The 24,980-nt window shown below is 64.2% G+C and carries 24 protein-coding genes and 5 pseudogenes; 14 read left to right on the top strand and 15 right to left on the bottom strand.

The window, feature by feature from the left end:
• Nucleotides 1-4: 4 nt before the first annotated feature.
• The 3 genes from ACZ5KU_RS15665 to ACZ5KU_RS15655 form a co-directional block, all read right to left on the bottom strand.
• Nucleotides 5-688, bottom strand: coding sequence for an amino acid ABC transporter permease (locus ACZ5KU_RS15665; protein WP_054058839.1), 684 nt, complete (start codon nucleotides 686-688; stop codon nucleotides 5-7).
• Between the two features lie 3 nt (nucleotides 689-691).
• Nucleotides 692-1,420 carry an amino acid ABC transporter permease gene (locus ACZ5KU_RS15660; RefSeq protein WP_054058838.1) on the bottom strand — a complete coding sequence of 243 codons (729 nt, stop codon included), beginning with the start codon at nucleotides 1,418-1,420 and terminating at the stop codon, nucleotides 692-694.
• Between the two features lie 79 nt (nucleotides 1,421-1,499).
• Nucleotides 1,500-2,306, bottom strand: coding sequence for an ABC transporter substrate-binding protein (locus tag ACZ5KU_RS15655; RefSeq protein ID WP_054058837.1), 807 nt, complete (start codon nucleotides 2,304-2,306; stop codon nucleotides 1,500-1,502).
• Nucleotides 2,307-2,624: 318 nt separating this feature from the next.
• On the opposite strand from ACZ5KU_RS15655, the gene ACZ5KU_RS15650 reads away from it, so the two are divergent.
• From ACZ5KU_RS15650 to ACZ5KU_RS15630, 5 genes are all read left to right on the top strand, one after another.
• Nucleotides 2,625-3,662, top strand: a complete 1,038-nt coding sequence (locus ACZ5KU_RS15650; RefSeq protein WP_054058836.1) for an isopenicillin N synthase family dioxygenase — start codon at nucleotides 2,625-2,627, stop codon at nucleotides 3,660-3,662.
• Nucleotides 3,663-3,690: 28 nt separating this feature from the next.
• Nucleotides 3,691-4,500: a MetQ/NlpA family ABC transporter substrate-binding protein gene (locus ACZ5KU_RS15645; RefSeq protein WP_054058835.1), complete on the top strand. Its 810-nt coding sequence runs from the start codon at nucleotides 3,691-3,693 to the stop codon at nucleotides 4,498-4,500.
• Complete coding sequence (locus tag ACZ5KU_RS15640; protein WP_081005981.1) at nucleotides 4,497-5,276, top strand: methionine ABC transporter ATP-binding protein; 780 nt, start codon at nucleotides 4,497-4,499, stop codon at nucleotides 5,274-5,276. Before ACZ5KU_RS15645 ends, ACZ5KU_RS15640 begins: the two co-directional genes overlap by 4 nt.
• A complete protein-coding gene (locus tag ACZ5KU_RS15635; RefSeq protein WP_054063264.1) occupies nucleotides 5,273-5,944 on the top strand; it encodes a methionine ABC transporter permease in 672 nt (223 codons plus the stop codon). The genes ACZ5KU_RS15640 and ACZ5KU_RS15635 overlap by 4 nt, the downstream gene beginning before the upstream one ends.
• Nucleotides 5,945-6,219: 275 nt before the next feature.
• On the top strand, nucleotides 6,220-6,726 hold the full coding sequence (locus tag ACZ5KU_RS15630; protein WP_081009871.1) for a hypothetical protein: 507 nt from the start codon (nucleotides 6,220-6,222) through the stop codon (nucleotides 6,724-6,726).
• Between the two features lie 66 nt (nucleotides 6,727-6,792).
• Here ACZ5KU_RS15630 and ACZ5KU_RS15625 read toward each other — a convergent pair whose 3' ends face one another.
• Together ACZ5KU_RS15625 and ACZ5KU_RS15620 are read right to left on the bottom strand one after the other, a co-directional pair.
• Nucleotides 6,793-7,440 (bottom strand): helix-turn-helix domain-containing protein, encoded by a 648-nt coding sequence (locus ACZ5KU_RS15625; protein ID WP_416769016.1) that lies wholly within the window; start codon nucleotides 7,438-7,440, stop codon nucleotides 6,793-6,795.
• On the bottom strand, nucleotides 7,437-7,598 hold the full coding sequence (locus tag ACZ5KU_RS15620; RefSeq protein WP_192842725.1) for a hypothetical protein: 162 nt from the start codon (nucleotides 7,596-7,598) through the stop codon (nucleotides 7,437-7,439). Before ACZ5KU_RS15620 ends, ACZ5KU_RS15625 begins: the two co-directional genes overlap by 4 nt.
• Nucleotides 7,599-7,810: 212 nt before the next feature.
• On the opposite strand from ACZ5KU_RS15620, the pseudogene ACZ5KU_RS15615 reads away from it, so the two are divergent.
• A pseudogene (locus tag ACZ5KU_RS15615) lies at nucleotides 7,811-8,490 on the top strand (GNAT family N-acetyltransferase).
• 6 nt (nucleotides 8,491-8,496) lie between these two features.
• On the opposite strand, the gene ACZ5KU_RS15610 reads toward ACZ5KU_RS15615, so the two are convergent.
• Nucleotides 8,497-9,351, bottom strand: coding sequence for a CAP domain-containing protein (locus ACZ5KU_RS15610; RefSeq protein WP_416769015.1), 855 nt, complete (start codon nucleotides 9,349-9,351; stop codon nucleotides 8,497-8,499).
• Between the two features lie 192 nt (nucleotides 9,352-9,543).
• On the opposite strand from ACZ5KU_RS15610, the gene ACZ5KU_RS15605 reads away from it, so the two are divergent.
• The 3 genes and pseudogenes from ACZ5KU_RS15605 (at nucleotide 9,544) to ACZ5KU_RS15595 (ending at nucleotide 11,911) form a co-directional block, all read left to right on the top strand.
• A complete protein-coding gene (locus ACZ5KU_RS15605; protein ID WP_054060008.1) occupies nucleotides 9,544-10,173 on the top strand; it encodes a cell wall hydrolase in 630 nt (209 codons plus the stop codon).
• Between the two features lie 124 nt (nucleotides 10,174-10,297).
• Nucleotides 10,298-11,053 (top strand): annotated as a pseudogene (locus ACZ5KU_RS15600) (MCP four helix bundle domain-containing protein); the annotation flags it as partial.
• Nucleotides 11,048-11,911: a methyl-accepting chemotaxis protein gene (locus tag ACZ5KU_RS15595; RefSeq protein ID WP_416773499.1), complete on the top strand. Its 864-nt coding sequence runs from the start codon at nucleotides 11,048-11,050 to the stop codon at nucleotides 11,909-11,911. The pseudogene ACZ5KU_RS15600 and the gene ACZ5KU_RS15595, both read left to right, overlap by 6 nt.
• Before the next feature lie 6 nt (nucleotides 11,912-11,917).
• Here the strand turns inward: ACZ5KU_RS15595 and yghX are convergent, their stop codons facing one another.
• Both yghX and ACZ5KU_RS15585 read right to left on the bottom strand, forming a co-directional pair.
• Nucleotides 11,918-12,805 (bottom strand): YghX family hydrolase, encoded by an 888-nt coding sequence (gene yghX, locus ACZ5KU_RS15590; RefSeq protein ID WP_054060006.1) that lies wholly within the window; start codon nucleotides 12,803-12,805, stop codon nucleotides 11,918-11,920.
• A 128-nt stretch (nucleotides 12,806-12,933) separates the two neighbouring features.
• Nucleotides 12,934-13,050: pseudogene (locus ACZ5KU_RS15585) on the bottom strand (phosphate ABC transporter ATP-binding protein); the annotation flags it as partial.
• Nucleotides 13,051-13,164: 114 nt separating this feature from the next.
• Between ACZ5KU_RS15585 and ACZ5KU_RS15580 the strand changes: the two are divergent.
• A complete protein-coding gene (locus ACZ5KU_RS15580) occupies nucleotides 13,165-13,797 on the top strand; it encodes a hypothetical protein (protein WP_054060005.1) in 633 nt (210 codons plus the stop codon).
• Nucleotides 13,798-13,947: 150 nt separating this feature from the next.
• Here the strand turns inward: ACZ5KU_RS15580 and ACZ5KU_RS15575 are convergent, their stop codons facing one another.
• From ACZ5KU_RS15575 to ACZ5KU_RS15565, 3 genes are all read right to left on the bottom strand, one after another.
• A complete protein-coding gene (locus ACZ5KU_RS15575) occupies nucleotides 13,948-14,493 on the bottom strand; it encodes a hypothetical protein (RefSeq protein WP_054060004.1) in 546 nt (181 codons plus the stop codon).
• 110 nt (nucleotides 14,494-14,603) lie between these two features.
• Complete coding sequence (locus ACZ5KU_RS15570) at nucleotides 14,604-15,158, bottom strand: UPF0149 family protein (protein WP_054060003.1); 555 nt, start codon at nucleotides 15,156-15,158, stop codon at nucleotides 14,604-14,606.
• A 140-nt stretch (nucleotides 15,159-15,298) separates the two neighbouring features.
• Nucleotides 15,299-16,312, bottom strand: a complete 1,014-nt coding sequence (locus ACZ5KU_RS15565; RefSeq protein ID WP_054060002.1) for an aldo/keto reductase — start codon at nucleotides 16,310-16,312, stop codon at nucleotides 15,299-15,301.
• A gap of 278 nt (nucleotides 16,313-16,590) precedes the next feature.
• Between ACZ5KU_RS15565 and ACZ5KU_RS15560 the strand changes: the two genes are divergently transcribed.
• Nucleotides 16,591-16,827, top strand: a complete 237-nt coding sequence (locus ACZ5KU_RS15560) for a hypothetical protein (protein WP_273820820.1) — start codon at nucleotides 16,591-16,593, stop codon at nucleotides 16,825-16,827.
• A gap of 73 nt (nucleotides 16,828-16,900) precedes the next feature.
• On the opposite strand, the gene ACZ5KU_RS15555 is transcribed toward ACZ5KU_RS15560, so the two are convergent.
• Nucleotides 16,901-18,214, bottom strand: a complete 1,314-nt coding sequence (locus ACZ5KU_RS15555; RefSeq protein ID WP_054060000.1) for an MFS transporter — start codon at nucleotides 18,212-18,214, stop codon at nucleotides 16,901-16,903.
• A 158-nt stretch (nucleotides 18,215-18,372) separates the two neighbouring features.
• Between ACZ5KU_RS15555 and ACZ5KU_RS15550 the strand changes: the two are divergent.
• From ACZ5KU_RS15550 to ACZ5KU_RS15540, 3 genes and pseudogenes are all read left to right on the top strand, one after another.
• Nucleotides 18,373-19,467: pseudogene (locus ACZ5KU_RS15550) on the top strand (sugar diacid recognition domain-containing protein); the annotation flags it as partial.
• Between the two features lie 209 nt (nucleotides 19,468-19,676).
• Nucleotides 19,677-20,815: pseudogene (locus ACZ5KU_RS15545) on the top strand (glycerate kinase).
• A gap of 194 nt (nucleotides 20,816-21,009) precedes the next feature.
• Nucleotides 21,010-22,842, top strand: coding sequence for a SulP family inorganic anion transporter (locus tag ACZ5KU_RS15540; protein WP_464735802.1), 1,833 nt, complete (start codon nucleotides 21,010-21,012; stop codon nucleotides 22,840-22,842).
• On the opposite strand, the gene pncA is transcribed toward ACZ5KU_RS15540, so the two are convergent.
• The 3 genes from pncA to ACZ5KU_RS15525 all read right to left on the bottom strand — a co-directional run bounded on the left by pncA (nucleotide 22,829) and on the right by ACZ5KU_RS15525 (nucleotide 24,933).
• Nucleotides 22,829-23,482, bottom strand: a complete 654-nt coding sequence (gene pncA, locus ACZ5KU_RS15535) for a bifunctional nicotinamidase/pyrazinamidase (protein WP_416769012.1) — start codon at nucleotides 23,480-23,482, stop codon at nucleotides 22,829-22,831. The two genes, ACZ5KU_RS15540 and pncA, sit on opposite strands and share 14 nt — an antisense overlap.
• A gap of 171 nt (nucleotides 23,483-23,653) precedes the next feature.
• Nucleotides 23,654-24,439, bottom strand: coding sequence for an anti-sigma factor family protein (locus ACZ5KU_RS15530; RefSeq protein WP_054059538.1), 786 nt, complete (start codon nucleotides 24,437-24,439; stop codon nucleotides 23,654-23,656).
• Nucleotides 24,436-24,933 (bottom strand): RNA polymerase sigma factor, encoded by a 498-nt coding sequence (locus tag ACZ5KU_RS15525; RefSeq protein ID WP_054063277.1) that lies wholly within the window; start codon nucleotides 24,931-24,933, stop codon nucleotides 24,436-24,438. The genes ACZ5KU_RS15530 and ACZ5KU_RS15525 overlap by 4 nt, the downstream gene beginning before the upstream one ends.
• Nucleotides 24,934-24,980 lie beyond the last annotated feature (47 nt).

Genomic DNA, 24,980 nt, shown 5'->3' with positions numbered 1-24,980 from the left:
GGGCTTATCGAGTGGTTGCCTGCTTGCGGGTCAGCACACCCGCCAGCAGATCGAGGCCGGTACAGAACACGAAATACACCAGCGCCACGAACACAAAGATTTCCGTCGGATGAACCATCACCCGGTTGCTCACCTGCGTCGCCACGAACGACAGCTCGCCCACGCCGATCACATACGCCAGCGACGTGTCCTTGATCAGTGAGATCCACTGGTTGAGGAACGACGGCAGCATGATCGGCAACGCCTGGGGCAGGATGATCAGGCGCATGACCTGTACCGGCCGCATGCCCAGTGCCCGTGCCGCGGCCCACTGGCCGGCCGGCAGGCTCTGGATACCGGCGTGCACCGAGTACGCCAGGTACGCGCCGCCGATCAGCGACAGGGCACAGACCACGGTGAACAGCGCCGGGATGTCGAAGTGGAACAGAATCGGCAGCAGGAAGTAGCTCCAGAAGATCAGCATCAGCACCGGGATCGCCCGCAGGAAACCCAGTACCGCAATCAATAGACCTTTCGGCCAGCCTTTGACGGTGCTCAGGGCAATGCCCAGCACCAGGCCGAGGATGGCCGCGCTGACGCCGGACAGCACGCTCAGCACCAGGGTCAGCGCGGCGCCGCCCAGCGGGCCGTTGGGGTAGGCGCCGAGCAGGAAGTAGTCGAGGTTGTCGGTGATGACGGAAAAGTCCATGGTTCATGCCGCTCCCTGGCGATAACGGCGGGTCTGGCGGATCCACTGGCCCGCCGCTTCGATCAGCGCGATGCTGAAGATGTAGAGCAGGGTGGCGAAGCCGAACGCCTGGAAGGTCTTGAAGGTCTCGGTCTCGACCTGGCGCGAGGCGTAGGACAGCTCGGCCAGGCCGATGGCCATGGTCAGCGAGGAGTTCTTCAGGGCGTTCATGTATTGCCCGAGCAAGGGCCCCAGGGCCGTGCGCAGGGCCTGCGGCAATACCACGTAGCGCCACACCTGTGCCGGGCGCAGGCCCATGGCCAGGCCGGCTTCGCGCTGTTGCGGACGCACCGAGGCGACGCCGGCGCGGAACTCTTCGGCGATAAACGCCGAGGTGTAGAGCATCAGCCCCCAGAAACCGGCGATGAATTCGAAGGACGGCCAGTCGAGGGTCATGCCGGCGACGCTCACCTCATGGGGCAGGTTGAGCCAGGTCACCAGCTCTTCGGGCAGCAGCGCGCTGACGCCGAAGTACCAGAAGAACAGTTGTACCAGCAGCGGAGTGTTGCGCAGCAGCGCCAGGTAGCCACGTGCAGGCCAGGCCAGCCAGCGCGAGCCGGACAGGCGTGCCAGGCACACCAGAAAGCCCAGCCCGGTCGCCACCAGGCAGACCACGGCGGACAGCGCCAGGGTCAGGACAAATCCATCGAACAGCCATTTCAGGTACTGCGGGCCGAGCAATTCACCAAACATCGATCACGGTGTCCATCCAGAAGACAAAGAGCCCGCACGGCGAACCGGGCAGGCTGTGGGGGTACGGCGGGGAGGGCGATCAGCTCTTGTCGCCGATCTTGTACAGGCGCGCCAGCGGGGTCTTGGTGTCGGGACCGAACCAGGTGTCGTAGATCTTCTGCGCCTGGCCCTTGGCTTCCAGTTCCACCAGGGTCTGGTTGACCAGGTCGGTCAGGGCGGTTTCGCCCTTGGGAATGCCGACGCCGATCAGGTCGTTGGAGATGGTGAAGGGCGGTACTTCGTACTTGTCCTTGTCCGGCACGTTGGCCAGCAGGCCGATCAGTTTCGGGCCGTCCTGGGTGATGGCCTGGACGTTGCCGTTGCGCAGGGCGGTGAAGGCGAACGGCGTGTCGTCGTAGGCGACGACCTTGGCACCGGGGAATTTCTCGCGCAGCACGCCTTCGTTGACGGTGCCCTTGTCGACGCCGACGCGCCACTTGTTCAGGTCGTCGCGGGACTTGAGAGTGCCTTTCTTGACGATGAACTGCTGGCCTGAACTGAAGTAGGGAATGCTGAAATTGACCTGCTCGGCCCGCTCCGGGGTGATGGTGAAGTTGGCCAGCACCAGGTCGACCTTGTTGGCGACCAGCAACGGCACGCGGTTGGCCGGGTTGGTCGGTTGCAGTTGCAGTTTCACGCCGAGCTTGTCGGCGATGGCCTTGGCGTAATCCACGTCCAGGCCTTCGATCTGCTTGGTCTTGGCGTCGATGAAGCCGAATGGCGGGTTGCTGTCGAACGCGGCGACACGCAGGACGCCGGATTTCCTGATGTCTTCCAGGCGGTCGGCGTGGGCCAGGCCCGAGACGATCGCGAGAGTAAGGGCAGTGAGGGCAGTCAGTTTTTTCATGGGGTTCTCAACACTTGATGGATGATTCGGCGCCGAGTCTTGCAGCCCAACGACTGAACGACAAAAGAATATAAAAGAATGATTTGATATCTTTTGGGTATAAGTCGATTTTCCGGGCCTCTTTCCAGGCTTTCCCCGTAACTCGCGTTCCAGAGCCTTCCGGCCCGGCCGGGGAAGGAGCCTGCGACGCCCACCTGATCATGACGAGCCGATCGACAGCGAAACTAAGCTAATTCTAAAAAGATATTTATTGATGATTTTTAAGATCAGATAGTTTGAATAGAAAGCCCCATCCGTTCCGATCACAGGGAGTGAAACATGCCGCAGCCGTTGGACATCACCGCATTACCGCTGCTGGACCTCTCGGCGCTCGATGGCAACGCCGAACAACGCCAGGACTTCCTCGATGCGCTGCGTCACGCGGCACGGGACGTTGGCTTCTTCTACCTGACCGGTCATGGCGTCGACAGCGGCCTGCTGCGGCAGGTCCAGGAACATGCCCGGCAGTTCTTCGCCTTGCCCGACGAGGAAAAGGCCGCCGTCGGCATGATCCATTCGCCGCATTTCCGTGGCTACAACCGCGCTGCGTCGGAGATCACCCGGGGCCAGCCGGACCTGCGCGAACAGTTCGATGTCGGCGCCGAACGCCAGGCGCTCGCGGTGGACGCAAACACGCCGACCTGGGCCCGCCTGCAGGGGCCGAACCTGTGGCCGCAGGCGTTGCCGCAACTCAAGCCGCTGCTGCTCGAATGGCAGCAGGCCATGACCGGCATGTCACTGCGCCTGCTGCGGGCCTTCGCCGAGGCGCTGTCGTTGCCCGAAGGGGCCTTCGACCCGTTGTATGGCGACAAGCCCAACGAACATATCAAGCTGATCCGTTACCCCGGTCGCGCGGCGAACGAGAGCAACCAGGGCGTCGGAGCCCACAAGGACTCCGGCTTCCTCAGTTTCCTGCTGCAGGACCGGCAGGCCGGCCTACAGGTGGAAGTCGAGGAGGGCCGCTGGATCGATGCACTGCCCCGGGACAACACCCTGGTGGTGAACATCGGCGAGTTGCTGGAACTGGCCACCAATGGCTACCTGCGTGCCACGGTACACCGTGTGCAGTCGCCGCCGGCGGGCAGCGAGCGGCTGTCGATCGCCTTCTTCCTCGGTGCGCAACTGGATGCGGTGGTGCCGCTGTACCCGCTGCCGACCGCCTTGTTGCGCGAGGCCCGCGGACCGGCCAGCGATCCGGACAACCCGTTGTTCCGCGACGTCGGCTGGAACTACCTCAAGGGCCGCCTGCGTTCGCACCCCGATGTCGCCCAACGTTTCTATGCCGATGCACTGGCGCCCAAGGCCGTCAGCGCCTGACCCCTACACCCGATCAAGGACTATCAGCATGTTGAAAAAAACCGCATCGACCCTGGCGGTCTGGGCCGGACTTTGCTCTTCGTTCACCGCCCTGGCGGCCGAGCCCTTGCGGGTGGCCGCCGACCCGGTGCCCCATGCGCAGATCCTCGCCTATGTGCAGAAGCTCGACCCGCAACTGAACCTCAAGGTCATCGAGATCCCCAACGGCGTGAACTCCAACGAGTTGCTGGCCCATGGCGATGTCGATGCCAACTACTTCCAGCACCTGCCGTACCTGCACTCCCAGGAACAGGCCCTGGGCCAGAAGTTCGCCGTGGCGGCGACCGTGCACATCGAGCCGCTGGGGATCTATTCACATCGGCACAAAAGCTTCGACCAGGTACCGCCAAAGGGCACTGTGGCCGTACCCAACAACGTCACCAACCTCAGCCGTGCGCTGTACCTGTTGCAGGACAACGGCCTGATCAGGCTCAAGCCCGGCTTCAACAACCCGGCCACCGACCAGGCCACGCCCAAGGACATCGCCGAGAATCCGAAGCAGTTGAAGATCCTCGAAATCGAGTCGCCGCAGATACCGCGTGCCCTGGACGACGTGGACCTGGCGGTGATCAACGGCAACTACGCGTTGGAAGCCGGGTTATCGCCGGCCAGGGATGCCCTGGGCCTGGAGAAGGCCGGCAACAACCCGTACGCCAATATCGTGGTGACCACGCCGAAACTGCAGGATGACCCGCGTATCCAGCAGCTGGCCAGGGATCTGGTTTCGCCGCAGGTGGCGAAGTTCATCGAGGACAACTACGCCGGATCGGTGATCCCGGTCGCGGGCAACGTGCAATGATCCGCGTCGAGCAGTTGAGCAAACGCTATGGCGATGGCCCGGCGGTCCTCGACCAGGTGTCGCTGAGCATTCCGGACGGTTCGATCTACGGTATCGTCGGTCGCAGTGGCGCCGGCAAGTCGACCCTGCTGCGCTGCCTCAATCTGCTCGAGCGTCCGACTGCGGGGCGGGTGGTGGTCGATGGCCAGGACCTGGCCGCGCTGTCCGACCGCGAGCTGCGTCGCCACCGCCAGCGCATCGGCATGATCTTCCAGGGCTTCAACCTGCTGCATTCGCGCACGGTTTTCGACAATGTCGCCGTGCCCCTGGAAATCGCCGGCATCGCCAGGGCCGAGCGCCAGGCGCGGGTGGGTGAGTTGCTGGAACTGGTGGGGCTGGCGGACAAGGCGCAGGCCTTTCCCTCGCAACTGTCCGGTGGGCAGAAACAGCGGGTAGGCATTGCCCGCGCGCTGGCGGCACGCCCGGCGTATCTGCTGTCGGACGAGGCCACCAGTGCGCTGGACCCGGAAACCACCGAGTCGATCCTGCAACTGCTGCGCGACATCAACCATCGCCTGGGCCTGACCATCGTACTGATCACCCATGAACTGGACGTGGTCCGCTCGATCTGCGACCACGCGGCCTCCCTGGCCCATGGCCGGCTGCTGGAGTCCGGTCCGTTGCCGCGGCTGCTGGCGGACCCGGACTCCGCCCTGGGGCGCTCGTTGCGCCCGGCCGCCCCTCCGCACTTCGACGATGAAGTGCGCACACCGAGCCTGAGGTTGGCACTGCCATGAACCGCACGATCGATTGGAGCGAGATTTTCCAGCTGGTGCTCAATGCCACTGGCGAGACCCTCTACATGGTGCTGCTGGCCGGGTTGTTCACCCTGCTGATCGGCCTGCCGCTGGGGGTGCTGCTGTTCGTCACCCGCCGCAACGGCCTGTATCCGCTGCCGCGGTTGAACGGCAGCCTGGCGGCGCTGGTCAACCTGGGGCGGTCGCTGCCGTTCGTGGTGATGCTGATTGCGCTGATCCCGCTGACCCGGCTGGTCGTCGGCACCACTCTGGGCAGCACCGCCGCCGTGGTGCCGATCACCATCGGTGCCTTTCCGTTCTTTGCCCGCATTGTCGAAAGTGCACTGGATGAGGTCGAGAAGGGGCGGATCGAAGCCATCCTGTCCATGGGCGGCGACATTCGCCATGTGATCCTCAAGGTGCTGCTGCCCGAATCGTTGCCGGCGCTGCTCGCCGGTGTGACGCTGACCCTGGTGATGCTGATCGGCTTTTCCTCAATGGCCGGGGTCATCGGTGGCGGCGGCCTGGGTGACCTGGCCATCCGCTACGGTTACCAGCGTTTCAACAACGAGGTGATGGTGGCCACGGTGGTGGTGCTGGTGATTCTGGTGCAGGGTGTACAGAGCCTGGGCGACCGTCTGGTGCGCTCCCTGGCCCATCGGCGTTGAGAATTTCCCCGCTGCTTAGACTGATTATTTCTTTCGGTTATTTGTATAGCGCTTGCAAGCATATCCATGACGCCTGAAGCGCTGCTGGAATCGCTCTCTCGTCTGCCTAGGCAGCAAAGTCGCTGCCATGACGGATATCTCTCCATAAAAGGCAGCGCAACGGTCGTTTCGGCAGTCGTTTCTGCTGCTTGATCGGCGTCTTGTCGTCTGTGGGGCATTCCCTAGAATCCGCCCCATCCGCTTCATCCAACTATCGAAGATCAGGGAGCTCCACCATGATGAATGCCATGCAGATGCAAATGCCGATGAACACCATGCCGATGATGCCAGCCATGGGCATGCCGATGATGATGGCGACCATGACCTGCGAAATGATGGATGACGGCATGCTGTGCAAGATGATGCCGGCAGCGGGCATGGACATGGCGATGTTCCGCAACAGCGCGCAAATGATGCAGATGATGATGGACTGCGGCATGCCGATGATGATGCACTGCGCCAACATGAGCATGATGTGCATGTCCCAGACCGCAATGGCGATGCCGATGATGAACGGCATGATGCCCATGCCGATGATGGGCATGCCGATGCCATCGATGAAGTGCGTGATGGAATGCTCCATGCAGGGCGACGCCATGATGTGCAAGGTCATGCCGATGGCCGGCATGAACATGGACATGATGAAGAGCTGCTGCACCCTGATGATGAAGCTGATGAACGATTGCGGCATGCCGATGATGATGAGCTGCAACGGCATGCCGTTGATGTGCTGCACCTGCTGATCGCTGATCCGATCATGAAAGGCCCGGCTGGAGCGATCCATGCCGGGCTTTTTCGTGCCGGGTCGTTCAGTCCAGGCGTTCGGGGTGGGTCACCACCAGATAGGCCACCGCTTCGCTGTCGGCGGGGTTGCGGTAGCGGTGCGGCTGGTCGGCGTAGAACAGGATCGAGTCGCCAGGGGACAGCAGGTAGCGCTCGTTGTTGACGCTGATCTCCAATACGCCCTGGGCCACCACCAGGTTCTCCTGGACGCCGGGGCCGTGGCCCTCGGATGCCTCTTCGCCCAGTGGGCTCAGGCGCAGCTCGTAGAATTCCGATTGGCGGGTCACGTCGAAGGGAAACAGGGCGCGGCTGGTGAAGGTGCCATTGGCGTTGACCAGGCGCTTGCTGCGGCTGGCCGAGAGTACCGCAACCCCATCGAAGGCGCGGTGTTCGAGAAACGCCGCCACCGAGACCTTCAGGCCCTTGGCGATCTTGCACAGCACCTTGATCGACGGCACGCTGCGTCCGGATTCGATCTGCGCGAGCATGGCGCGGCTGACCCCGCATTGGCGGGCAAGGGCATCGAGGGAAAGGTGGTGTTTGCCGCGCAGGCGCTGCAGGTTCTCGGCGACCCGTGCACAGATCGGGTCTTCGTCGAGCGCCGGCAGGTTGTTCAGGTCCAGGGTTGGCTCATCGGAGCCAGCCAGGAACCGCGAAGGATCTTGTGCATTCACGCGTGACGGGTCTCGCTGGCGCGTACGCCCTGAGCCCATTGGAACGCCTGTTGGCCAGCGTTGCGTGCATAGAGCGCCCACAGTACCCGGCCCAGTTGCTGCGCCTGTTTGCGCTTGCGGTAGTGGGCGAGGTCGATGACGGTATCGGTCGGCTGCATGGGGACTCTCCTGTGTCGGTATGCGCTGAGAGTACGTGGTTGTTCTAATAACGATAAATACTGATTTTTTATTGATTGATTACTTTTTGATCTTAATCGCTGCGCCTGACAGTCCACCGTTCCCCTGTGGCAGACCGGGTACAATGGGCAAGTCCGGGCATTCCCCCCCCCCCCCGAGCCCGGACATGCCCTTGCCCGGAGCCCGATTGTCGATGTTCACGCTGACCCGCCTGCAAACCCCACCCCCAGAGTCGATCAAAAGCCAGATCCTGCAAATGGTGGTCGACTATTTCACCGATATCAGCCAGGTCGCGCTGCCCCGAGCAACCCGTTGTACAACCTCTATCAGTACGGGGTCGGCTACGAGGTGCATCTCTATCTGGAGGCCATGGACGGCAGCAAGGGCATCCCGGCGGAACTGATCGTGGCCCTGGATGACGAGGCCCCATCGCAGGTGCTGGGCTTTGTGCTGTATCTGCCTGCCAGGGATGACGCTCAGGCCTGCGCCGTAGCCTACATGGCCGTCAAGGCCGATCGCCGCCGACAAGGTGTGGCCCGCGCGATGCTGGCGCGGATGTTCGAGCACTACCCCCACGCCGAACTGGCCTGCTCAGCGGGCAAGGTGCCGTATTTCGAGGCGATGGGATTCCAGGTGCTGGCTGCCCGCGGGCCGCAGGTGCTGATGAACACTCGTGATCACGGGACCGACGGCCTGATTGCGGTGATCGACGTGGCGCCGATCTACAGCTCGAAGGAGGTGCGGCAGATTCATGCCTACCTGTTGCAGCAGCACGGGCGCAAGGCGATGGCGGAGGCCGAGAAGAAGCGCGACCGCCACCTCGACCAGCTTACGCGCCAGGCCAGTGCCCTGGTCCAGGAGCGTCTTGGCTGAGCCGCACTATTGTTGGGTGCCGAACATCGCGGTCCAGTAGATGCCCGAATCGCTCTTCGGGTCGACCGCATAGGCCCCGCCCATTTCGTGGAACTGCGGGTTCATCAGGTTGGCGCAATGGCCGGGGCTGGCCAGCCAGCCATCGACCACCTTGCGCGCACTGTCCTGGCCGGCGGCGATGTTTTCGCCGATCTGCTGGGCGAGGTAGCCCGCCAGCTCGGCGCGGTCACCCGGCGTGTGACCGTCGCGGTCCTGGTGGTCGAAGAAGTTGCTGTTGGCCATGTTGCGGCTATGCCCCTCGGCCGCGCCCGCCAGCAGGGCGTTCCAGGCCAGCGGTGCACTGGCGGCGAACGGCTGGCTGCCACACTGGCGCGGCTGGCTGCGGGCGCCGTTGATCATCTCCAGCAGTTTCTGGCCCTCGGCCTGGGAATCGCCAAGGCGCGCGGTCAGCAGCGGCCGCGCGAGGACGATACGCCAGTCGTTGCCCTGGCGGCTGACGCCGATGTCGACGAACTGCGGGTCCAGCACCACCCGGCAGAAGCTCTCGCGCACGGCCTTCATCGCTGCATCGGCATCCCGCGGCCCGGACAGGCTGATCGCCTGCACATTAACCATCGGATAGGCCGCCCGCGTCAGCGCCTGCTGCAGGTCGCCAGGGCTGTCCGGCGGCAGGACCAGGCGGGGATCGGCCGCCAGCGGTGGCAGTTCCAGCGAGGCCTGGCCACCACAGCGCTGGATCTGGCCACGGTAGCTGTTGATCGACTGCAGCAGTTGCGTTTCGTCGCTGGCCAGGGCATTGACACTGACTGCCAGCCCCAGGGCGAGCACGGCTGGACGCAGAGTGGAAAACAGGGCGTGCATGGACATCTTCCTCGAACGAACTGCGCACATGATGCGCGATAGTGCCCCGGTGAAGGCAAGGCCTTTTGTGTGAAACCGGTGGTGGAATGATTCATCCGTGGTGCGGTCGAACCTGCCAGCCCGCCCCGGATCGACTGCCCGGCCGTGGCAGGTTGATCATCGCGGGCAGGGTTTATTCGACAGGGTTCGATCATGCGTCTCAACGGGATAGTCGCGTGTCTTGTGATCACTTTTATCGCCTGCGAAGCCGCGCTCGTCGCGGCTGCCGAATCACAACCCCAGCCACAGGTCGTCATCGACAAGGCCGAAGCGCTGGAACAGAAAGCCGCCGAAAAGCAGAGCCCGGCAGCGCAGCCGAAGGCGCCAACCCTGACCCGGGGCGAGACGCAGGCGGTGGACCCGGCTGGCGATGCCGCGGTGGCCGATACCATCACCTGCCTGTCGCGCACTATCTACTGGGAGGCCAAGGGCGGTGAGCCAGCCGACATGGAGGCGGTCGCCAGTGTCGTGATCAACCGGCTCGGGCATGACGGTTTTCCCGGGACCATCTGCGAAGTGGTCAAGCAGGGCTCGGAGAAGAAGGCCTGCCAGTTCTCCTGGTGGTGCGACGGTCGTCCGGACGATGTCCAGGAGGAGGACCGTTATGCGCTTGCCAAGGAAATCGCCCGCAAGGCCCTCAACCAGCAGCTCGAGGACCGCACCCATGGCGCCATGTACTTCCATGACCGCAGCGTCAGTCCGGACTGGGTCAGGCAGTACATCCGCACCGCCGAGACCGCCAGGTTCCTGTTCTACAAGCCCAGGGACGACAAGGCGAAATAGCCCTGTACAGCGCAACGGTGCGGTCAAACCCTGAAAATGGTCTTAAATAACCGTCAGGGGGTGTCGGCACGCTTACTGTTCCTGCGGCCGACCGGTTTGTCCTGGGCTGATAGAGGGCTGCATTGTGTCGATAAGATTGCGTCTGTACCTGCTGATAGGCAGCGGCCTGCTCACGGTGCTGGTCATGGGGTTGGTCGGTTACCTGGGCAACCTGCGGATGGCGCAGGCCACCAGCGACAGCGAGGTGAGCATGACCCTGCTGCGCAATCACCTGGAAGCCGACATGATGCACGATGCCCTGCGCGCCGATGTGCTGTCGGCGATGCTGGTGGGGCTGGGCAAGAGCGCCAGTTCCGATACCGAGGTGCGCGATTCGCTGACCGAGCACGCCAAGCACTTTCGCGAAGTGCTGGAGGAGAACCTCAAGCTGCCGGTCAACGACACGCTCAAGGCGGCGCTGAACCAGATCAGGCCGAGCCTGGAAACCTACATCGGCGCGGCCGAGCATATCGTCGACCTGGCCATTGCCAACCCGGACGGTGCCCAGCAGCAGTTGGGCTCGTTCAACAGTGCGTTCAGCCAGTTGGAGGACGCGATGGCCAAGCTGAGCGAGCTGATCGAGTCCAACGCGCAGTCGAGTGGCGAGGGTACCCGGCACACCATCAACAACGCCAACCTGATCCTGGTGGGGGTGCTGGTCGCCGGCCTGCTGTTGCTGCTGGTCCAGGGGCGTTGGGTCATCAACGGCATCATGGGCCCGTTGCAGGCCGCCAGCCGTATTGCCGCCGACATTGCCCATGGCGACCTGAGCACGAAAATCGACGAGCCCCGGCAACAGGACGAGGCTGCGCGGCTGATCCGCAACCTGGCGACCATGCAGCGTGACCTGCGCAGCATGATCGAGGTGGTACGCAGCAATGCCCATGGCGTCAACGACATGAGCGAACAGTTGAGCGGCGGCTGTCATCAGGTGGCGGGCAGCAGCCAGCAACAGAGCGAGGCGGCCGGCACCATGGCGGCGGCGGCCAGCGAAATGACGGCGAGCATCGAGGAAATCACCCGCCACGCCGAGCGCGCCCTGGACATGGCCAACCAGGCCGAAGCGCTGGCCAAGAACGGCGGCCGGGTGATTCACCAGGTGGTCAGCGACATGGATGACATTGCCCGCTCGGCACAGCAGTCGGCGCAGGTGATTCGGACCCTGGACAAGGAGTCCGAGGCGATCTTCGGCATTGTCCAGGTGATCCAGGGCATTGCCGAACAGACCAACCTCCTGGCGCTCAACGCGGCCATCGAGGCGGCCCGTGCCGGCGAGCAGGGCCGCGGTTTCGCCGTGGTGGCCGATGAGGTGCGCGGGCTGGCCGGACGCACCAGCGCCTCGACCCAGGAAATCGCCGATATGGTCCTGCGTATCCAGAGCAGTACGCGCGAGGCGGTCAGCAGCATGGAGGCCGGGGTGGCCCAGGTCGACAAGGGCATGGCGGTGACCGCCGAGGTCGAACGGGCCATCCGCGAAATCCTCGAGGCGACGCTCAACACCAGTCAACTGGTCAACGACATCTCACGGACCATCGGCGAACAGAGCCTGGTCAGCAACGAGATCTCCCATCAGGTGGAGAAGATCGCCGACATGTCCGCCGGCAACAACCGGGTCATCGGCCAGACGGCGGAAGCCACCGACCAGTTGTCCAGCCTGGCCGGGAAACTGTCGCAATCGGTGGACCGCTTTCGGCTCTGACGACACTCAGGCGAGGTAGCGGCGGAACCAGGCCACGGTGCGGTCCCAGGCCAGGTTGGCGGCCGCCTCGTCATAGCGGGGCGTGGAGTCGTTGTGGAAGCCGTGGTTGACGCCCTGGTAGATATGAACCTCATAGGTCTTGCCCGCACTCTTGAGGGCCTGCTCGTAGGCCGGCCAGCCGTCGGTGATGGGTTTGTCCAGTTCGGCATAGTGCAGCAGCAGCGGCGCCTTGATCCTGGCGACATCCTCGGCCTTGGGCTGGCGGCCGTAGAACGGTACGGCCGCGCCCAGCTCGGGGTAGGCCACGGCCGCCGCATTGGCGACTCCGCCGCCGTAGCAGAAACCGGTGATGCCGACCTTGCCGGTGCTGGCATCCTGTTTCATCAACCATTCGATGGCGGCGAAGAAATCGTTCATCAGCTTCTCGGGGTCGACGCTCTTCTGCAGCGCCACGCCTTTCTCGTCGTTGCCGGGGTAGCCGCCGACCGAGGACAGGCCATCCGGCGCCAGGGCGATGAAGCCGGCCTTGGCCACGCGCCGGGCGACATCCTCGATATAGGGGTTGAGACCGCGATTCTCGTGCACTACGACCACCGCCGGGACCTTGCCCGTGACCCGGGCCGGGCGGACCAGGTAGCCACGCACCTGCTGATGGCCTTTGGGCGAGGGGTAGGTGATGTATTCGGCGATGATTTCCGGGTCGGTGAAGGATACCTGTTCGGCCAGTGCATAGTTCGGGCTCAGGGCTTGCAGCACGCTGGCGGCTGCCATCGCGCCGAGGGTGAACCTGGCCGCACGGTCGATGAACTCCCGCCGGGTGATCCTGCCATGGACGTAGTAGTCGTAGAGTTCCAGCAGTTCGGGAGCGAAGTCTTTCGCGGTGAGACGTTCCATCGTGGCGCTACCTTGTCGGGTGGTTCGAGAGGCTGATCCATGCATTTGAAGGATCAATGCAGTCGACTCATTAAAGCAGCCTTTGACCGTCCCATGAAACCAGGGCCGCACCGGAGCAGCGGCAATCGGCCGAAACGACCGGTGATGTAATTTTCGGTCTGTTTCATTTTTGGATGGGTGAAGATCGAGTCGGTGGCATCGCGCTCGATCAACTCGCCCATGAACATGAACGCTGTGTAGTCCGATATCCCGATATTTTTCCGAAATATGGCCTTTTGATGTTGCGTGCGACGCTCTAGAATCCCGCCGCAGCAACTCCGGTGATGGAGGCGCTTTGATATCTCACTAAGGACGCGGTAATGAAGATCGGAAAAATGCTGGGGTTGGCCCTGGCGCTTACGTTGAGCGGTTGCGCCAGTTTCACGAAGGATGAAGTGGCTCCGGTCAAGATGCCTTCCATGGCGGCCTATTCGAACAAGCCGAACGTTTTCGTCAAGTTCGATTTCTACCAGGGCGAGCCGAAGAGCGCGTCGGCGGTCGAGGTTCCACAAGCGCGGGAAATGCTCAAGCCGCAGTTGCAGAAGGCACTGACCGACTCGGGCCTGTTCGGCCGGGTGACCCTGGACGAGTTCCAGAAGCAGCCGGGTGACTACAACCTGCGCCTGAAGGTCTACAACCACCCGCCAGGGGGCGGTCAATTGGCGATGGCTTTCGTCAGCGGGTTCACCTTCACCCTCATCCCCGCGCTGGCGACCGACCAGTACACCATGAGTCTTGAAGTGCTCGACCCGCAAGGGCAGGCCCTGAGCAACAGCAGCAACCACGATGCGATCAACACCTGGATCGGTATCTGGTTCCTCCCACTGGCGAGCAAGACGCCGAAGGATGCGGTGAACGACACCTTCGGCCGCCAGGTCAATGCGCTGCTCAAGCAGATGGTCGAGAGCAACAGCCTCAAGTACTCGGCGCTGGGCTTCGCCCCTCGCGCCTGATCGGCAAGCCGATACGCCGTGCCGCCTTCGCCGTTCGCGGATGGGGCCGGCTCCCGCGGCAACCGCGCCCGACACACATGTTCTGTGCGTCGCCCGTTGTGGGGGCCGGCCTCATCCGCGAACGGCCAGCACCCTCAGGCTGTCATGCCCTCACTTCAACGCCTGGATGAACAGCGGGTCGCTGTACAACGCGTTCAGCAGGCTGCGCACCAGCGGGTTGTAGGCATTCGCCGCATTCGGAATGGCGATCGCTCCTATCGGGCTGCTGGCCCATTCGCTGTGCACTTCCCGGGTCGCATCGTAGGTCACCTGGCCCGCCTTGAGCAGGGTGAAGTGTGCCGCGAGTACGCCCGTGCCTGTGCCTGCGCCGGCGGTCAGGTCGTTTTTCACCAGCAGCACGTTCAACTGCCGTGGTGCCTGGGGATCGAGCAGGCCGGCCAGCCGCAGCTCCTGGTTCAGGGCGTCCTGGACATGCAGGGGGATGCTGCCGCTGGGCGAGCGGATGGGGTTGGTCCGGACGGTCAGTGAACCCTGGCCGCTGGCTGCGGTGACCTTCGCCTCGCTGATCGGCTCCAGGGGCAGGTTCTGCTTGAGCACCTGCACGTTGTCGAAACTGGGGTCGTAGCGGGTGATGGTCATGCCACACCCTTGCAGCAACAGCGCCAGCAGGGGGATGGACAGTAGAGCTTTTTTCACGGCATTTCCTTGCGTGAGTCGAATGGGAGCGGGATTATCGGTTGGTGGCTTTTGGCTATCAACCGATGATTGCGACAATCGACGCCGGTGTCTGTCCGGGAGTGCTGCCGTTACCGCTGTGCCTGCCAGTAGTCATGCAACCCACGCGCCGCCGGCTCGATGGCCGCCACGCGCTGGCGATGCAGGACCACGTCGAGGTCGGCCGGCAGTTCGAAGTTGTCCTGCTCGGCGCACAGGGTGATCGCGTCCAGCCACTGGGCTTGCGCCGCCGGCAACGCCGGCCATTGGCTGACACCGACGCCGCGCAGATAGCCGAAGCACCATTCCTCGGCCAGGACCAGTAGTTGGCCCTGATGCTCGGTTTCCTCGAAGCGGGCCCTGAAAGCCTGGGCATCGCTGGCCAGTCGGGTTGCCCGGGCGTTCATGTGGCGTACGCTCAGGTCGATGAAGCGCTTGCACTCCTGGGGCGTTTCCCAGTTCGGATTCTGGTCGCCCCAGATTGCCGGGAACCACACCGAGATATCGACTGGCAGCGGGCCGGACACCAGTGCGGTGAGGTAGCCGTCGAGCTCGGAAGGATTGAGGACGGAGTGGTCGTCGCCGTATTTGAGCAGCGTGTCTTCGATGAACTCGAAGTCGGCGTCGTTCAGTGGCTGGTCTTGCATGGGAGGATCCTTGCAGGGTCGGGCGCGGCAGCCATTCGCCGCGCTGGAGAAAAGGCGCGCAGGATGGCGCGTTCAGCGGCATTTATCCAGCGTGGCAACGCGACGGGCGAGGGCGCATGCGCGCCTCGCCGCGCTGACCATCACTTTTCGAGCGGCTTGCGCCCGGAAACGAAGTGGCCGACATCGTTGAAACCGGGCGTCGAGGCATGCCCCGGGGTGACCAGCGAATCGATGAAGGCTTCGTCCTCGGCATTGATTTTCACGTCCAGCGCCCGGGTGTAGCTGTCCCACTGTTGCTCGGTGCGCGGACCGACGATCGCCGAGCTGACCGCGGCGTTGTTCAACACCCAGGCAATGGCGAACTCGACGATGCCGACGCCGCGGCCCTGAGTGTATTGCTGGATCTGCTGGGCGATACGCAGGGACTCCGGCCGCCATTCGGTCTCGAGGATACGCCGGTCCTGGCGTCCGGCACGGCTGCTGGCGTCCGGTACCACGTCCGGGGCGTACTTGCCGCTGAGTACTCCGCGGGCCAGCGGGCTGTAGGGCACCACGCCAAGGCCATAGGCCGCGGCGGCGGTGATCTGCTCGACTTCGGCCTGGCGGTTGACGATGTTGTACAGCGGTTGGCTGATCACCGGCCGGTCGACACCGAGCCGCTCGGCCACGCGAATCACCTCGGCGATTCGCCAGCCACGATAGTTCGAAAGGCCCCAGTAGCGGATCTTGCCCTGGCGCAGCAGGTCGCCGATGGCCGCTACGGTGACCTCCAGCGGCGTGTCGTGGTCCTCGCGGTGCAGGTAGTAGATATCCAGGTAATCGGTGCCCAGGCGGGTGAGGCTGGCCTCGATGGCATTGAAGATATGCTTGCGGCTCAGGCCTCGGCGGTTCGGAGTGCCATCCGCCGGGCCGAAGCCGACCTTGGAGGCGATGATCCAGTCGTGGCGATGGCGCGCCACGCCTTCACCGACGATTTCCTCCGAGCGCCCGGCGTTGTAGACATCCGCGGTATCGATGAAGTTGACGCCCTGGTCCCAGGCCTTGTCGATGATGCGCAGCGAAGTCTCGGTATCGGTCTGCTCACCGAACATCATGCTGCCCAGGGTCAGGGTGGAAACCTTGAGTCCGGAATGACCGAGGAGGCGATAGCTCATGCTGGAGGTCCTTTTACACGGAAGGAAAGTGCTCCATCAGATACCAGAAGCCCGGCCTGGAGCAATCCCCAATTTCCCCCGGCAGTCGTGAACGAGCGGATCGGGTGGTTCGCCGCGTTTCCTGCCGATACGGGTCGAGCACGGCTACCGTTCGTCGGAACTGTCATTTCTGACAGGTATCCAGTCACGGTGAAATCGAGAAATATTTTGTTACGACTTGCTGCGGAGCAAGTGCTGCCCAGGTCGCATTCAATCTTGGTTCTACAGGGAGAGGAACAATGTTCAAACCCAGACATTTCGTCGCACTGGCGCTGTCGGTGATCGTGGCGCAGGGCGCGATGATTCCGGCAGCCATGGCCCAGGCCCGGCCGGCACCGACGACGCAGGGCATCAGTGTAACCAAGGCCGGTACTCAACTGGCAGCGGCCACCCAGAAACACCGGAAAAAACACAAGGTGCACAAGAAGGCGCAGCACTCGGCACAGCAGGAAAGCGCGACGAAGACCCTCGCGTAGCGGGCTTCCCTTGGGGGGAACGAAGGCCTGATAGCCGGCGCTGCCGGTATCAGGCCTTTTTCATGGGAACCGGTTACTGCGCCCGCAGGCCGCGGGTCACGCGCAGGGCCAGCACGGCACCGGCGACGATCACCGCGGCCAGCACATACAGTGCGGCATCGGTGGACCCGCTGGCATCCTTGATCCAGCCCACCAGGTAGGGGCTGAGGAAACCGGCCATCTGGCCCATCGAGTTGATCAGCGCCAGGCCGCCGGCGGCCGCGCCGGCACTGAGCAGGGCAGTGGGCACCGGCCAGAACATCGGCAGGCCGGTGAGGGCACCCATGGTGGCGATGCTCAGGCCAAGAATGGCAATGGCCGGCGAGCTGGCGAAGTTCACCGCGATCAGCAGGCCCACGGCGCCCATCAGCATCGGTACCACCAGATGCCAGCGCCGCTCCTGGCGCAGGTCGGCGGAGCGCCCGACGAACAGCATGAACACCGCGGCCAGCAGGTAGGGAATTGCGCTGAGCCAGCCGATCACCAGGTTGTCGCTGAAACCGAGGTTCTTGATGATCGAGGGCAGCCAGAAGTTGATGGCATAGACGCCACTCTGGATGCAGAAATAGATCAGCCCGAACGCCCAGATCGCCGGGTTCCTGAACACTTCGCCGAGGGAATCGCTGACGGTGCGCGGCTTGTTCGCCGCGTCCTCGGCCTGGTCGGCTTCCAGCACCGCGCGTTCCTCGGCGGTCAGCCACTTGGCGTTGGCGAACCTGTCGGCCAGCAGGAAGAAGGCGGCCACGCCGAGCAGGACGGTGGGGATGCCTTGCAGCAGGAACATCCACTGCCAGCCGGAGAGGCCACCCTGGCCGGCGGCGAAGTGGTTGAGAATCCAGCCGGAGAAGGGGCTGCCAAGCAGGCCCGAGACCGGAATCGCCGACATGAACAGGGCCATGATGCGGCCGCGTCGGAAACTCGGGAACCACTGCGAGAGGTACAGCACCACGCCAGGGAAGAAGCCGGCTTCCGCCGCGCCGGTGAACAGGCGCAGGGTGTAGAACTGGGTCGGGGTGGTGACGAACAGCAGGCAGGTCGACAGCGTCCCCCAGGTGATCATCATCAGCGCGATCCAGCGCCGCGGGCCGAAGCGGGTCAGTGCGAGGTTGCTCGGTACGCCGCACAGCACGTAGCCAATGAAGAAGATCCCGGCCCCGAGGCCGTAGACCGTCTCACTGAACTTGAGGGCGTCGAGCATCTGCAACTTGGCGAATCCAACGTTGACCCGGTCGAGGTAGTTGAACAGATAGCAGATGAAAATGAAGGGGATCAGGCGCAGGGTGATGCGCTTGTATACGGCGTTTTTCAAGTCAGCGGTGGCCTGGGGCAACGCGGCGCTCTGTGACATGTCGGTCTCTCTTTATTATGATTTTTCGCGATGCAAGGGTAACGTTGCTCGCCCTGTGAGTCTCGGCCACCCCGATGCTGCTGTCTTTGTGCCGGCGCACAGGGTTTGCCAGCATGACCTGTGCCGCTGAACAATTCATTGCAAGGACCCCTTCTCTCATGTTCGAACTGGACCACGACCTCGCGCAGGATATCGTCGACCGCACGATGGCGATCCTGCCTTACAACGTGAACGTCATGGACAGCCAGGGCCTGATCCTCGGCAGCGGCGAACAGGAACGCATCAATACCCGCCACGAAGGCGCGCAACTGGTGCTGGCCAACGGCAGGGTGGTGGAGATCGACGTGCAGACGGCCAAGTGCCTCAAGGGGGTGCAACCGGGCATCAACCTGCCATTGCTGCACGATCAGCGCCTGATCGGTGTGTTGGGCATCACCGGTGATCCGGACCAGTTGCGCACCTATGCCGAACTGGTGCGGATGACGGCCGAGATGCTGGTGGCGCAACGTCATCAGCAGGCTGAACAGCAGTGGCGGCGCCAGCGCTGCGATGACCTGCTGGCCTTGCTGCTCGGCGATGATGGTGACTCGCCACGCCTGCTCGACGAGGCCCGGCAGATGGGGCTCAAGCCACAATTGTCGCGAATTCCCTGCCTGTTCGAACTGGAACCGGGGCAGGCCACCGAGGCGCTGATCGCCTGGCTGCGGTCGCGTTACCCGGACAGTTGGTGCTTCAGTGCCAGCGAAGCGTCGTTGCTCTGGTGTCGCCCGGCGACACTGTCGCTGGATGAACCGCGTCTGCTGGAAAAACTCGACGGCCTGGGCTGGAAGGTATTGCGAGTGGCGGTGGGCGGCCAGGCCGATGGCCTGGCGGGGTTGCGCCGCTGTTATCGGCGGGTCAGCGATCTGCTGGGCTATGGTCGCGAAGTGCTGCCGAATACACGCGTGCTGCTGCTCGATCGTTATCGCCTGCCGGCAATGCTCTGGCGCTATCGCAACGACGATGCCCTGGAGGAACTGCTCAAGCCGCTGCGCAGGGTGCTGGCCAAGGACGGCAACGGTCAGTTGCTCTTGACCTTGCGCAGTTGGTGCGAGCATGACGGCCAAAGCCAGGCCTGTGCCGAGGCACTGGGTATCCATCGCAACAGCCTGCGTTACCGCATGGAGCGGATCGCCGAACTCAGCGGCGTCGATCCGTTGCGGCTCGATGGCATGCTGGCGTTGTACCTGGGGTGCAACTGTTGCCCCAGACCTGACGTCCTGTGCTGCCCTGGTAGGAGCCGGCGGTGCGGCGATCCGACTTGTCGGGGCGCCGAACCGCCGCGAATGGTTCCGCAAGCCTGGCCGGCACGCCTCGGGTTTGTGTGAATGAACAATAAAGCCCCGCAATGCTTGTGCAGCAGACCGGCGTCATGCGCCGTTTCTGCTGGCAGCATGGACGCTACAAGAACCGGAGAAGCCCCATGAAAATCATCATCGCCCCCGACTCCTTCAAGGACAGCCTGAGCGCCGACGGTGTCGCCAGGGCCATCGCCGAGGGGCTGGCCGAGGTCCTGCCGCAGGCGCAACTGCTCCGGTACCCCATGGCCGATGGCGGCGAGGGCACGGTGGAGTCGGTGCTTGCCGCCTGCAATGGCGAACTGCGGAGCGAAACCGTCCAGGGGCCGCTGGGTACCCCGGTGCGGGCCCACTGGGGCTGGTTGCCGCAAAGTCGCACCGCGATCATCGAGATGGCCGAGGCCAGCGGCCTGCAACTGGTGCCGCCCGGACAGCGTGATGCCTGCGTCACCAGCACCTTCGGCACCGGCCAACTGATCGGCGCGGCCCTCGACGCCGCAGCGCAGCGGATCATCCTCGCCATCGGTGGCAGTGCCACCAACGATGCCGGTGCCGGCGCCTTGCAGGCCCTCGGCCTGGGCCTGTTCGATGACCAGGGCCGCGAGTTGCCCCGTGGTGGCCTGGCTCTGGCGGGGCTGCGACGGATCGACCTCGGCGGCCTCGATCCACGCCTGGCATCGGTACGTTTCGAAATCGCCGCCGACGTGAACAACCCCTTGTGTGGGGAACAGGGCGCCTCGGCGATCTTCGGCCCGCAGAAGGGCGCGTCGCCGACGCAGGTACACGAGCTGGACGCGGCGCTTGGGCATTTTGCCGATCAGTGCGCCGCAGTGTTGCCACGGGATGTGCGTGACGAGCCGGGCAGTGGCGCCGCGGGTGGGCTGGGGTTTGCCGCCAAGGCGTTCTTCGCGGCGCGGTTCCGCCCGGGGTGGAGGTGGTCGCCGAACTGGTGGGACTGGAGCGGGCGGTGCAGGGCGCCGACCTGGTGATCACCGGCGAGGGCCGCTTCGACGCCCAGACCCTGCGCGGCAAGACGCCTTTTGGCGTGGCCCGGATCGCTCGCCAGCAAGGTGTGCCGGTCATCGTGCTGGCCGGCACCCTGGGCGAGGGTTATGAGCAGATGTACCAGCACGGGGTCGACGCCGCCTTCGCCCTGGCTTCCGGGCCGATGAGCCTGGAACAGGCCTGTGCCGAGGCGCCGGCGCTGCTGTCGGCGCGGTCACGGGATATCGCCCGGGTCTGGAGGCTGGCAGCCGGGCGTTGAGCGTCCTGTACCACCGGGTCGCGCGTGGGGTGGTGTCCGCCAGGTGATTCGGCGTTAAGCTTGGCAACACCAATGGTTTGTCAGGAGACGCTCGATGGCTGGTATCCGCCCGCAATGGACCCATGAGGAGGCCATCCCACAACGGGGCGGCCGCCAGGAGCGCTGTTCCCGGGCGGGATGGGCCGGCCTCGTCGATGCGTGAACCTTCCCTGCCGCCTGCCGCTGCCACCCCTGTTCAACCACGCCGCCTGGGGCCCGACCTGATCGCCGGGCTGTCTATCGCCGGTCTGCTGCTGCCTGAGGCGGTGGCTTATTCGAGCATTGCCAACCTGCCACCCCAGGCCGGGGTGATCGCGCTGTTCGCCGGGTTGTTCTGCTACGGCCTGTTCGGCACCAGTCGCTTCGCGATCGTTTCGGCCACCTCGTCGTCCGCCGCGGTGCTGGCCGCAGCGACGCTGTCCGTGGCCGGTACGGACATGGCCCTGCGCCTGACCATGGCCATCGGCCTGGTGATGATCACCGGCCTGATGTTCCTGCTCGCCGGGCTGTTCAAGCTGGGCAGCGTGACCTCGTTCATCGCCAAGCCGGTGCTGCGTGGCTTCGCCTTCGGCCTGGCGGTGACCATCATCCTCAGGCAGGTGGCGAACATCGTCGATGTGCATCCGCCACACAGCGACCTGATCCGCTTCATCCCGGAACTGCTCGGGCAATTGCCGCATTGGAACTGGGCGGGCGCGGCAGTGGCCGCCGTGGCGCTGGTGCTGTTGACGATCTTCGGGCGCCTGCGCCGTGTGCCGGGTGGGTTGCTGGTGGTGATGCTGGGTATCGTGGCAGGCAGATGGCTGGACCTGCCGAGCCTGGGCATCAGCCTGATCGGGGTCATCGACCTGCAGTTGGCAGTGCCGTCACTGCCGCGCCTGGGTTTCTCCGACTGGTTGAAACTGGTGGAACTGGGCTTTGCGCTGGTGATGATCCTGTACGCCGAATCCTATGGCTCTATCAGCGCCTTTGCCCTCAAGCACGGCGACCGGGTCAGTTCCAATCGCGACCTGCTGGTGCTCGGAGGGGCCAACCTGTTGTCCGGGCTGTTTCATGGCATGCCGGCTGGCGCGGGGTATTCGGCCACCTCGGCCAATGAAGCGGCTGGTGCAACATCGCGTTGTGCCGGGGTGGTCGCTGCGTTGGTGGTGCTGGCGATCGTGGCGACCGCGCTGCCACTGATTGCGCTGACGCCGGAGCCGGTACTGGCGGCGATCGTCATTCATGCGCTGGCCCGGGCCGTCAGCCTGGAGCCGCTGCAACGCTATTTTGTCTGGCGCCGCGATCGTTTCCTGGCGATTTGCGCGGTGGCTGCCGTGCTGTTGCTGGGGGTGCTGGATGGGCTGCTGGCGGCCGTGGCGATCAGCCTGATGCTGATGCTGCGGCAGATGTCCTCGGCGGCGGTGCAGGTGCTCGGGCATCTGGCCGACGGGCATGACTTTGTCGATTGCCAGTTGCATCCCCAGGCACGGCAGGTGCCGGGTGTGTTGATCCTGCGGCCTGGCGAAGCGCTGTTTTTCGCCAATGCCGAGCGGATTCTGCGCAGTGTGCAGCGTTTGGCCCATGAACAGGGGCCGCAGGTGCGGGCGGTGATTCTGAGCCTGGAGGAGTCACCGGATCTGGATGGCACCAGTATCGAGGCCTTGCAGGATTTTATCGTCCGCTTCAAGGGAGAAGACAAGCGGTTGCTGTTCGCCCGGCTGAAGCATGGGGCTCACCAGGCCTTGCTGGCGTTGCCGGAGGCGGATCTGTCCGAGGTCGTTCTCAGTGAGCTGAGTGTGTATGCAGTGGTGCAGCAGGCGGGGGCCGCGGGGGACAGGGCTCGGCCTGACACCCCACAATCATGGGCTGGGCCTGCGGGCCCTTTCGCGGATAAATCCTGCTTCCCCAGCGGATCGTGGTGCCCCCCCCCTTCTGTGAACGCCGGAAACCCGTGGGAGCAGCATTTATCCGCGAGAGGCCCTCAAGACGCCCCTAGAGCGGCATGAGGGACCGGGACTCCACGAACTGCACGCCTGCGGCCTCCATTTCGCCCATCGCCCGCTTCAGCGAGCCGTCCAGGTCGATGGCGCGGCAGGCGTCCGGGACCAGGAAGGTGGTGAAGCCCGCCGCCCGCGCATCCAGCGCCGACCAGGCAACGCAATAGTCCAGCGCCAGGCCGACCAGGTACAGCGTATCGATCCCGCATTCCCTGAGGTAGCCCGCCAGCCCGGTGGGTGTCCGCCGGTCGGCCTCGACGAATGCCGAGTAGCTGTCGATCTGCGGGTTGCAGCCCTTGCGGATCACCAGCCGCGCATGGGGCAGGTGCAGGTCGGCATGCAGCTCGGCACCGTGGCTGCCTTGCAGGCAGTGATCGGGCCAGAGCACCTGGGGCCCGTAGGGCAGTTGCACGGTATCGAACGGCTGGTGCCCCGGATGGCTGCTGGCGAACGAGGCGTGGCCGGTAGGATGCCAGTCCTGGGCGATGATCACGTTGCGAAAGCGCCGGGCCAACCGGCTGATCAGCGGCACGATCTCGTCGCCACCGGCAACGGCCAGGTTGCCGCCGGGGATGAAATCGTTCTGCACGTCGATGACGATCAAGGCGCAGCGTGGGTCGTCCAGGGGCAGGGCGGTGGAGTTTGGCATGGGCGTGTCCTTGTCTGCCGGGTTCAGTTGACGGTCGAGCATACAAGCATGGCACAGCCGGGGGTGTCTGCTGCAATGGCTTGCTGCTGTAGGCGGGTGACGCCATGGCGGGTACGCTGTCGGCTGTTTTCAACGCAGCATCACCGAGTATCAAGGTTTTTCATCCAGACCCTAGACGGCGAAGCGTTGGCGAAGCAGCTCCGCCATGGCGTGCAGTTCGCTCGCCGGATTGCGCCCAATGAGCATGTAGGCGTGGGTCTGGCCAACCCAGAACACCACGTTCATGCCACGACGGACCTCTTCGGTCGGCGCTCGCACACCTTTCTTCGCCCGGGTGATGCACAGGGCCAACGGCCCGTGCCGCGGGTCCAGGTAGGCCAGTTGCGCAATCGGCTCGCTTTCGTACTCGAGCATCTGGGCTCGCTTGAGCTGCGCCCCCGGCAACAGCACCTGGGGTGGTTCCAGTACCAGCCCGAGGCCCTTGTCGAGGGTGCGCAACTGCGCGCGCTGGGAACCTTCGTCGTCCGGCAGACCATCCAGGGTCTGCGCGGTATAGAGCGTCATGTAGTCGGCGACCACGCTGCGCCAGCTGACTTCAGTCTGATCCTTCGGTGCGTGCCAGGCCTGGAACAGTCGATCGGCGGCGATCCCGGCGACCATGAAACTGGCGGCGACCGCCAGGAATCCGCGTCGGCTCATCGATCGCCTGGCCGGTTTCGATGGCAGCGTTTCGAGCATCTCGGCAAGACGACTATGCGGTGCCTGCTCCAGCAGTTCATCGTAGGCTTCCCGGAAGGGCAGGTTGCTGCGGCCCAGCCATTCGACGCGCTCGGCGACCGCCGGGTTCTCGGCAATGGCAACCGCCACCCGGGCACGCTCTTCGGCATCCAGCTGGTCGTCGAGAAAGGCCACCAGCCGCTCATCGGAGGGCATTTGTTGAGAAAACTGGTCAGTCATCGCCGTTCTCCACGGGTTGAGGTGGGTACGGCACGCAGGGGCGGGTTCTGCGCCAGCTTGATGCGCGCGGCGGCGAGCCGGCTCATGACCGTGCCGATCGGCACCTCGAGAATATGGGCTACTTCCTTGTACGACAGGCCTTCGACATAGGCCAGGAACACGGTCTCGCGCTGAGCCTCGGGCAAGGCGTCGACGCGCCTGATGACCTGCGCGGCGAGCACGTGGGTCTGCGCCACCTGCTCGCCATCGAAGGCCAGCACCTCGTCGGCATCGACCTGGCCCTGACCCCGGCGCACGCGCTGGGAGCGGATCTCGTTGAGCCAGATCGAATGCAGGATGCTGAACAGCCAGCGATCCATGCGGGTGCCGGCCACGAACTGTTCACCACGCTCCAGCGCCCGGACGCAGGTGGCCTGCACCAGGTCGTCGGCGAGGTGTCGTTGCCGGGACAACAGCAGGGCGTAACGCCACAGGCGTGTCAGGTGCTGGCCCAGTTCGGCTCGTATTTCCTTGTCGCTGGCGATGGCAGCCTCCGCGTTTT

Source organism: Pseudomonas sp. Tof1 (assembly GCF_055390395.1).
The sequence above is the reverse complement of the archived record's forward strand: the minus strand, read 5'-3'. Positions and strand labels throughout refer to the sequence as shown.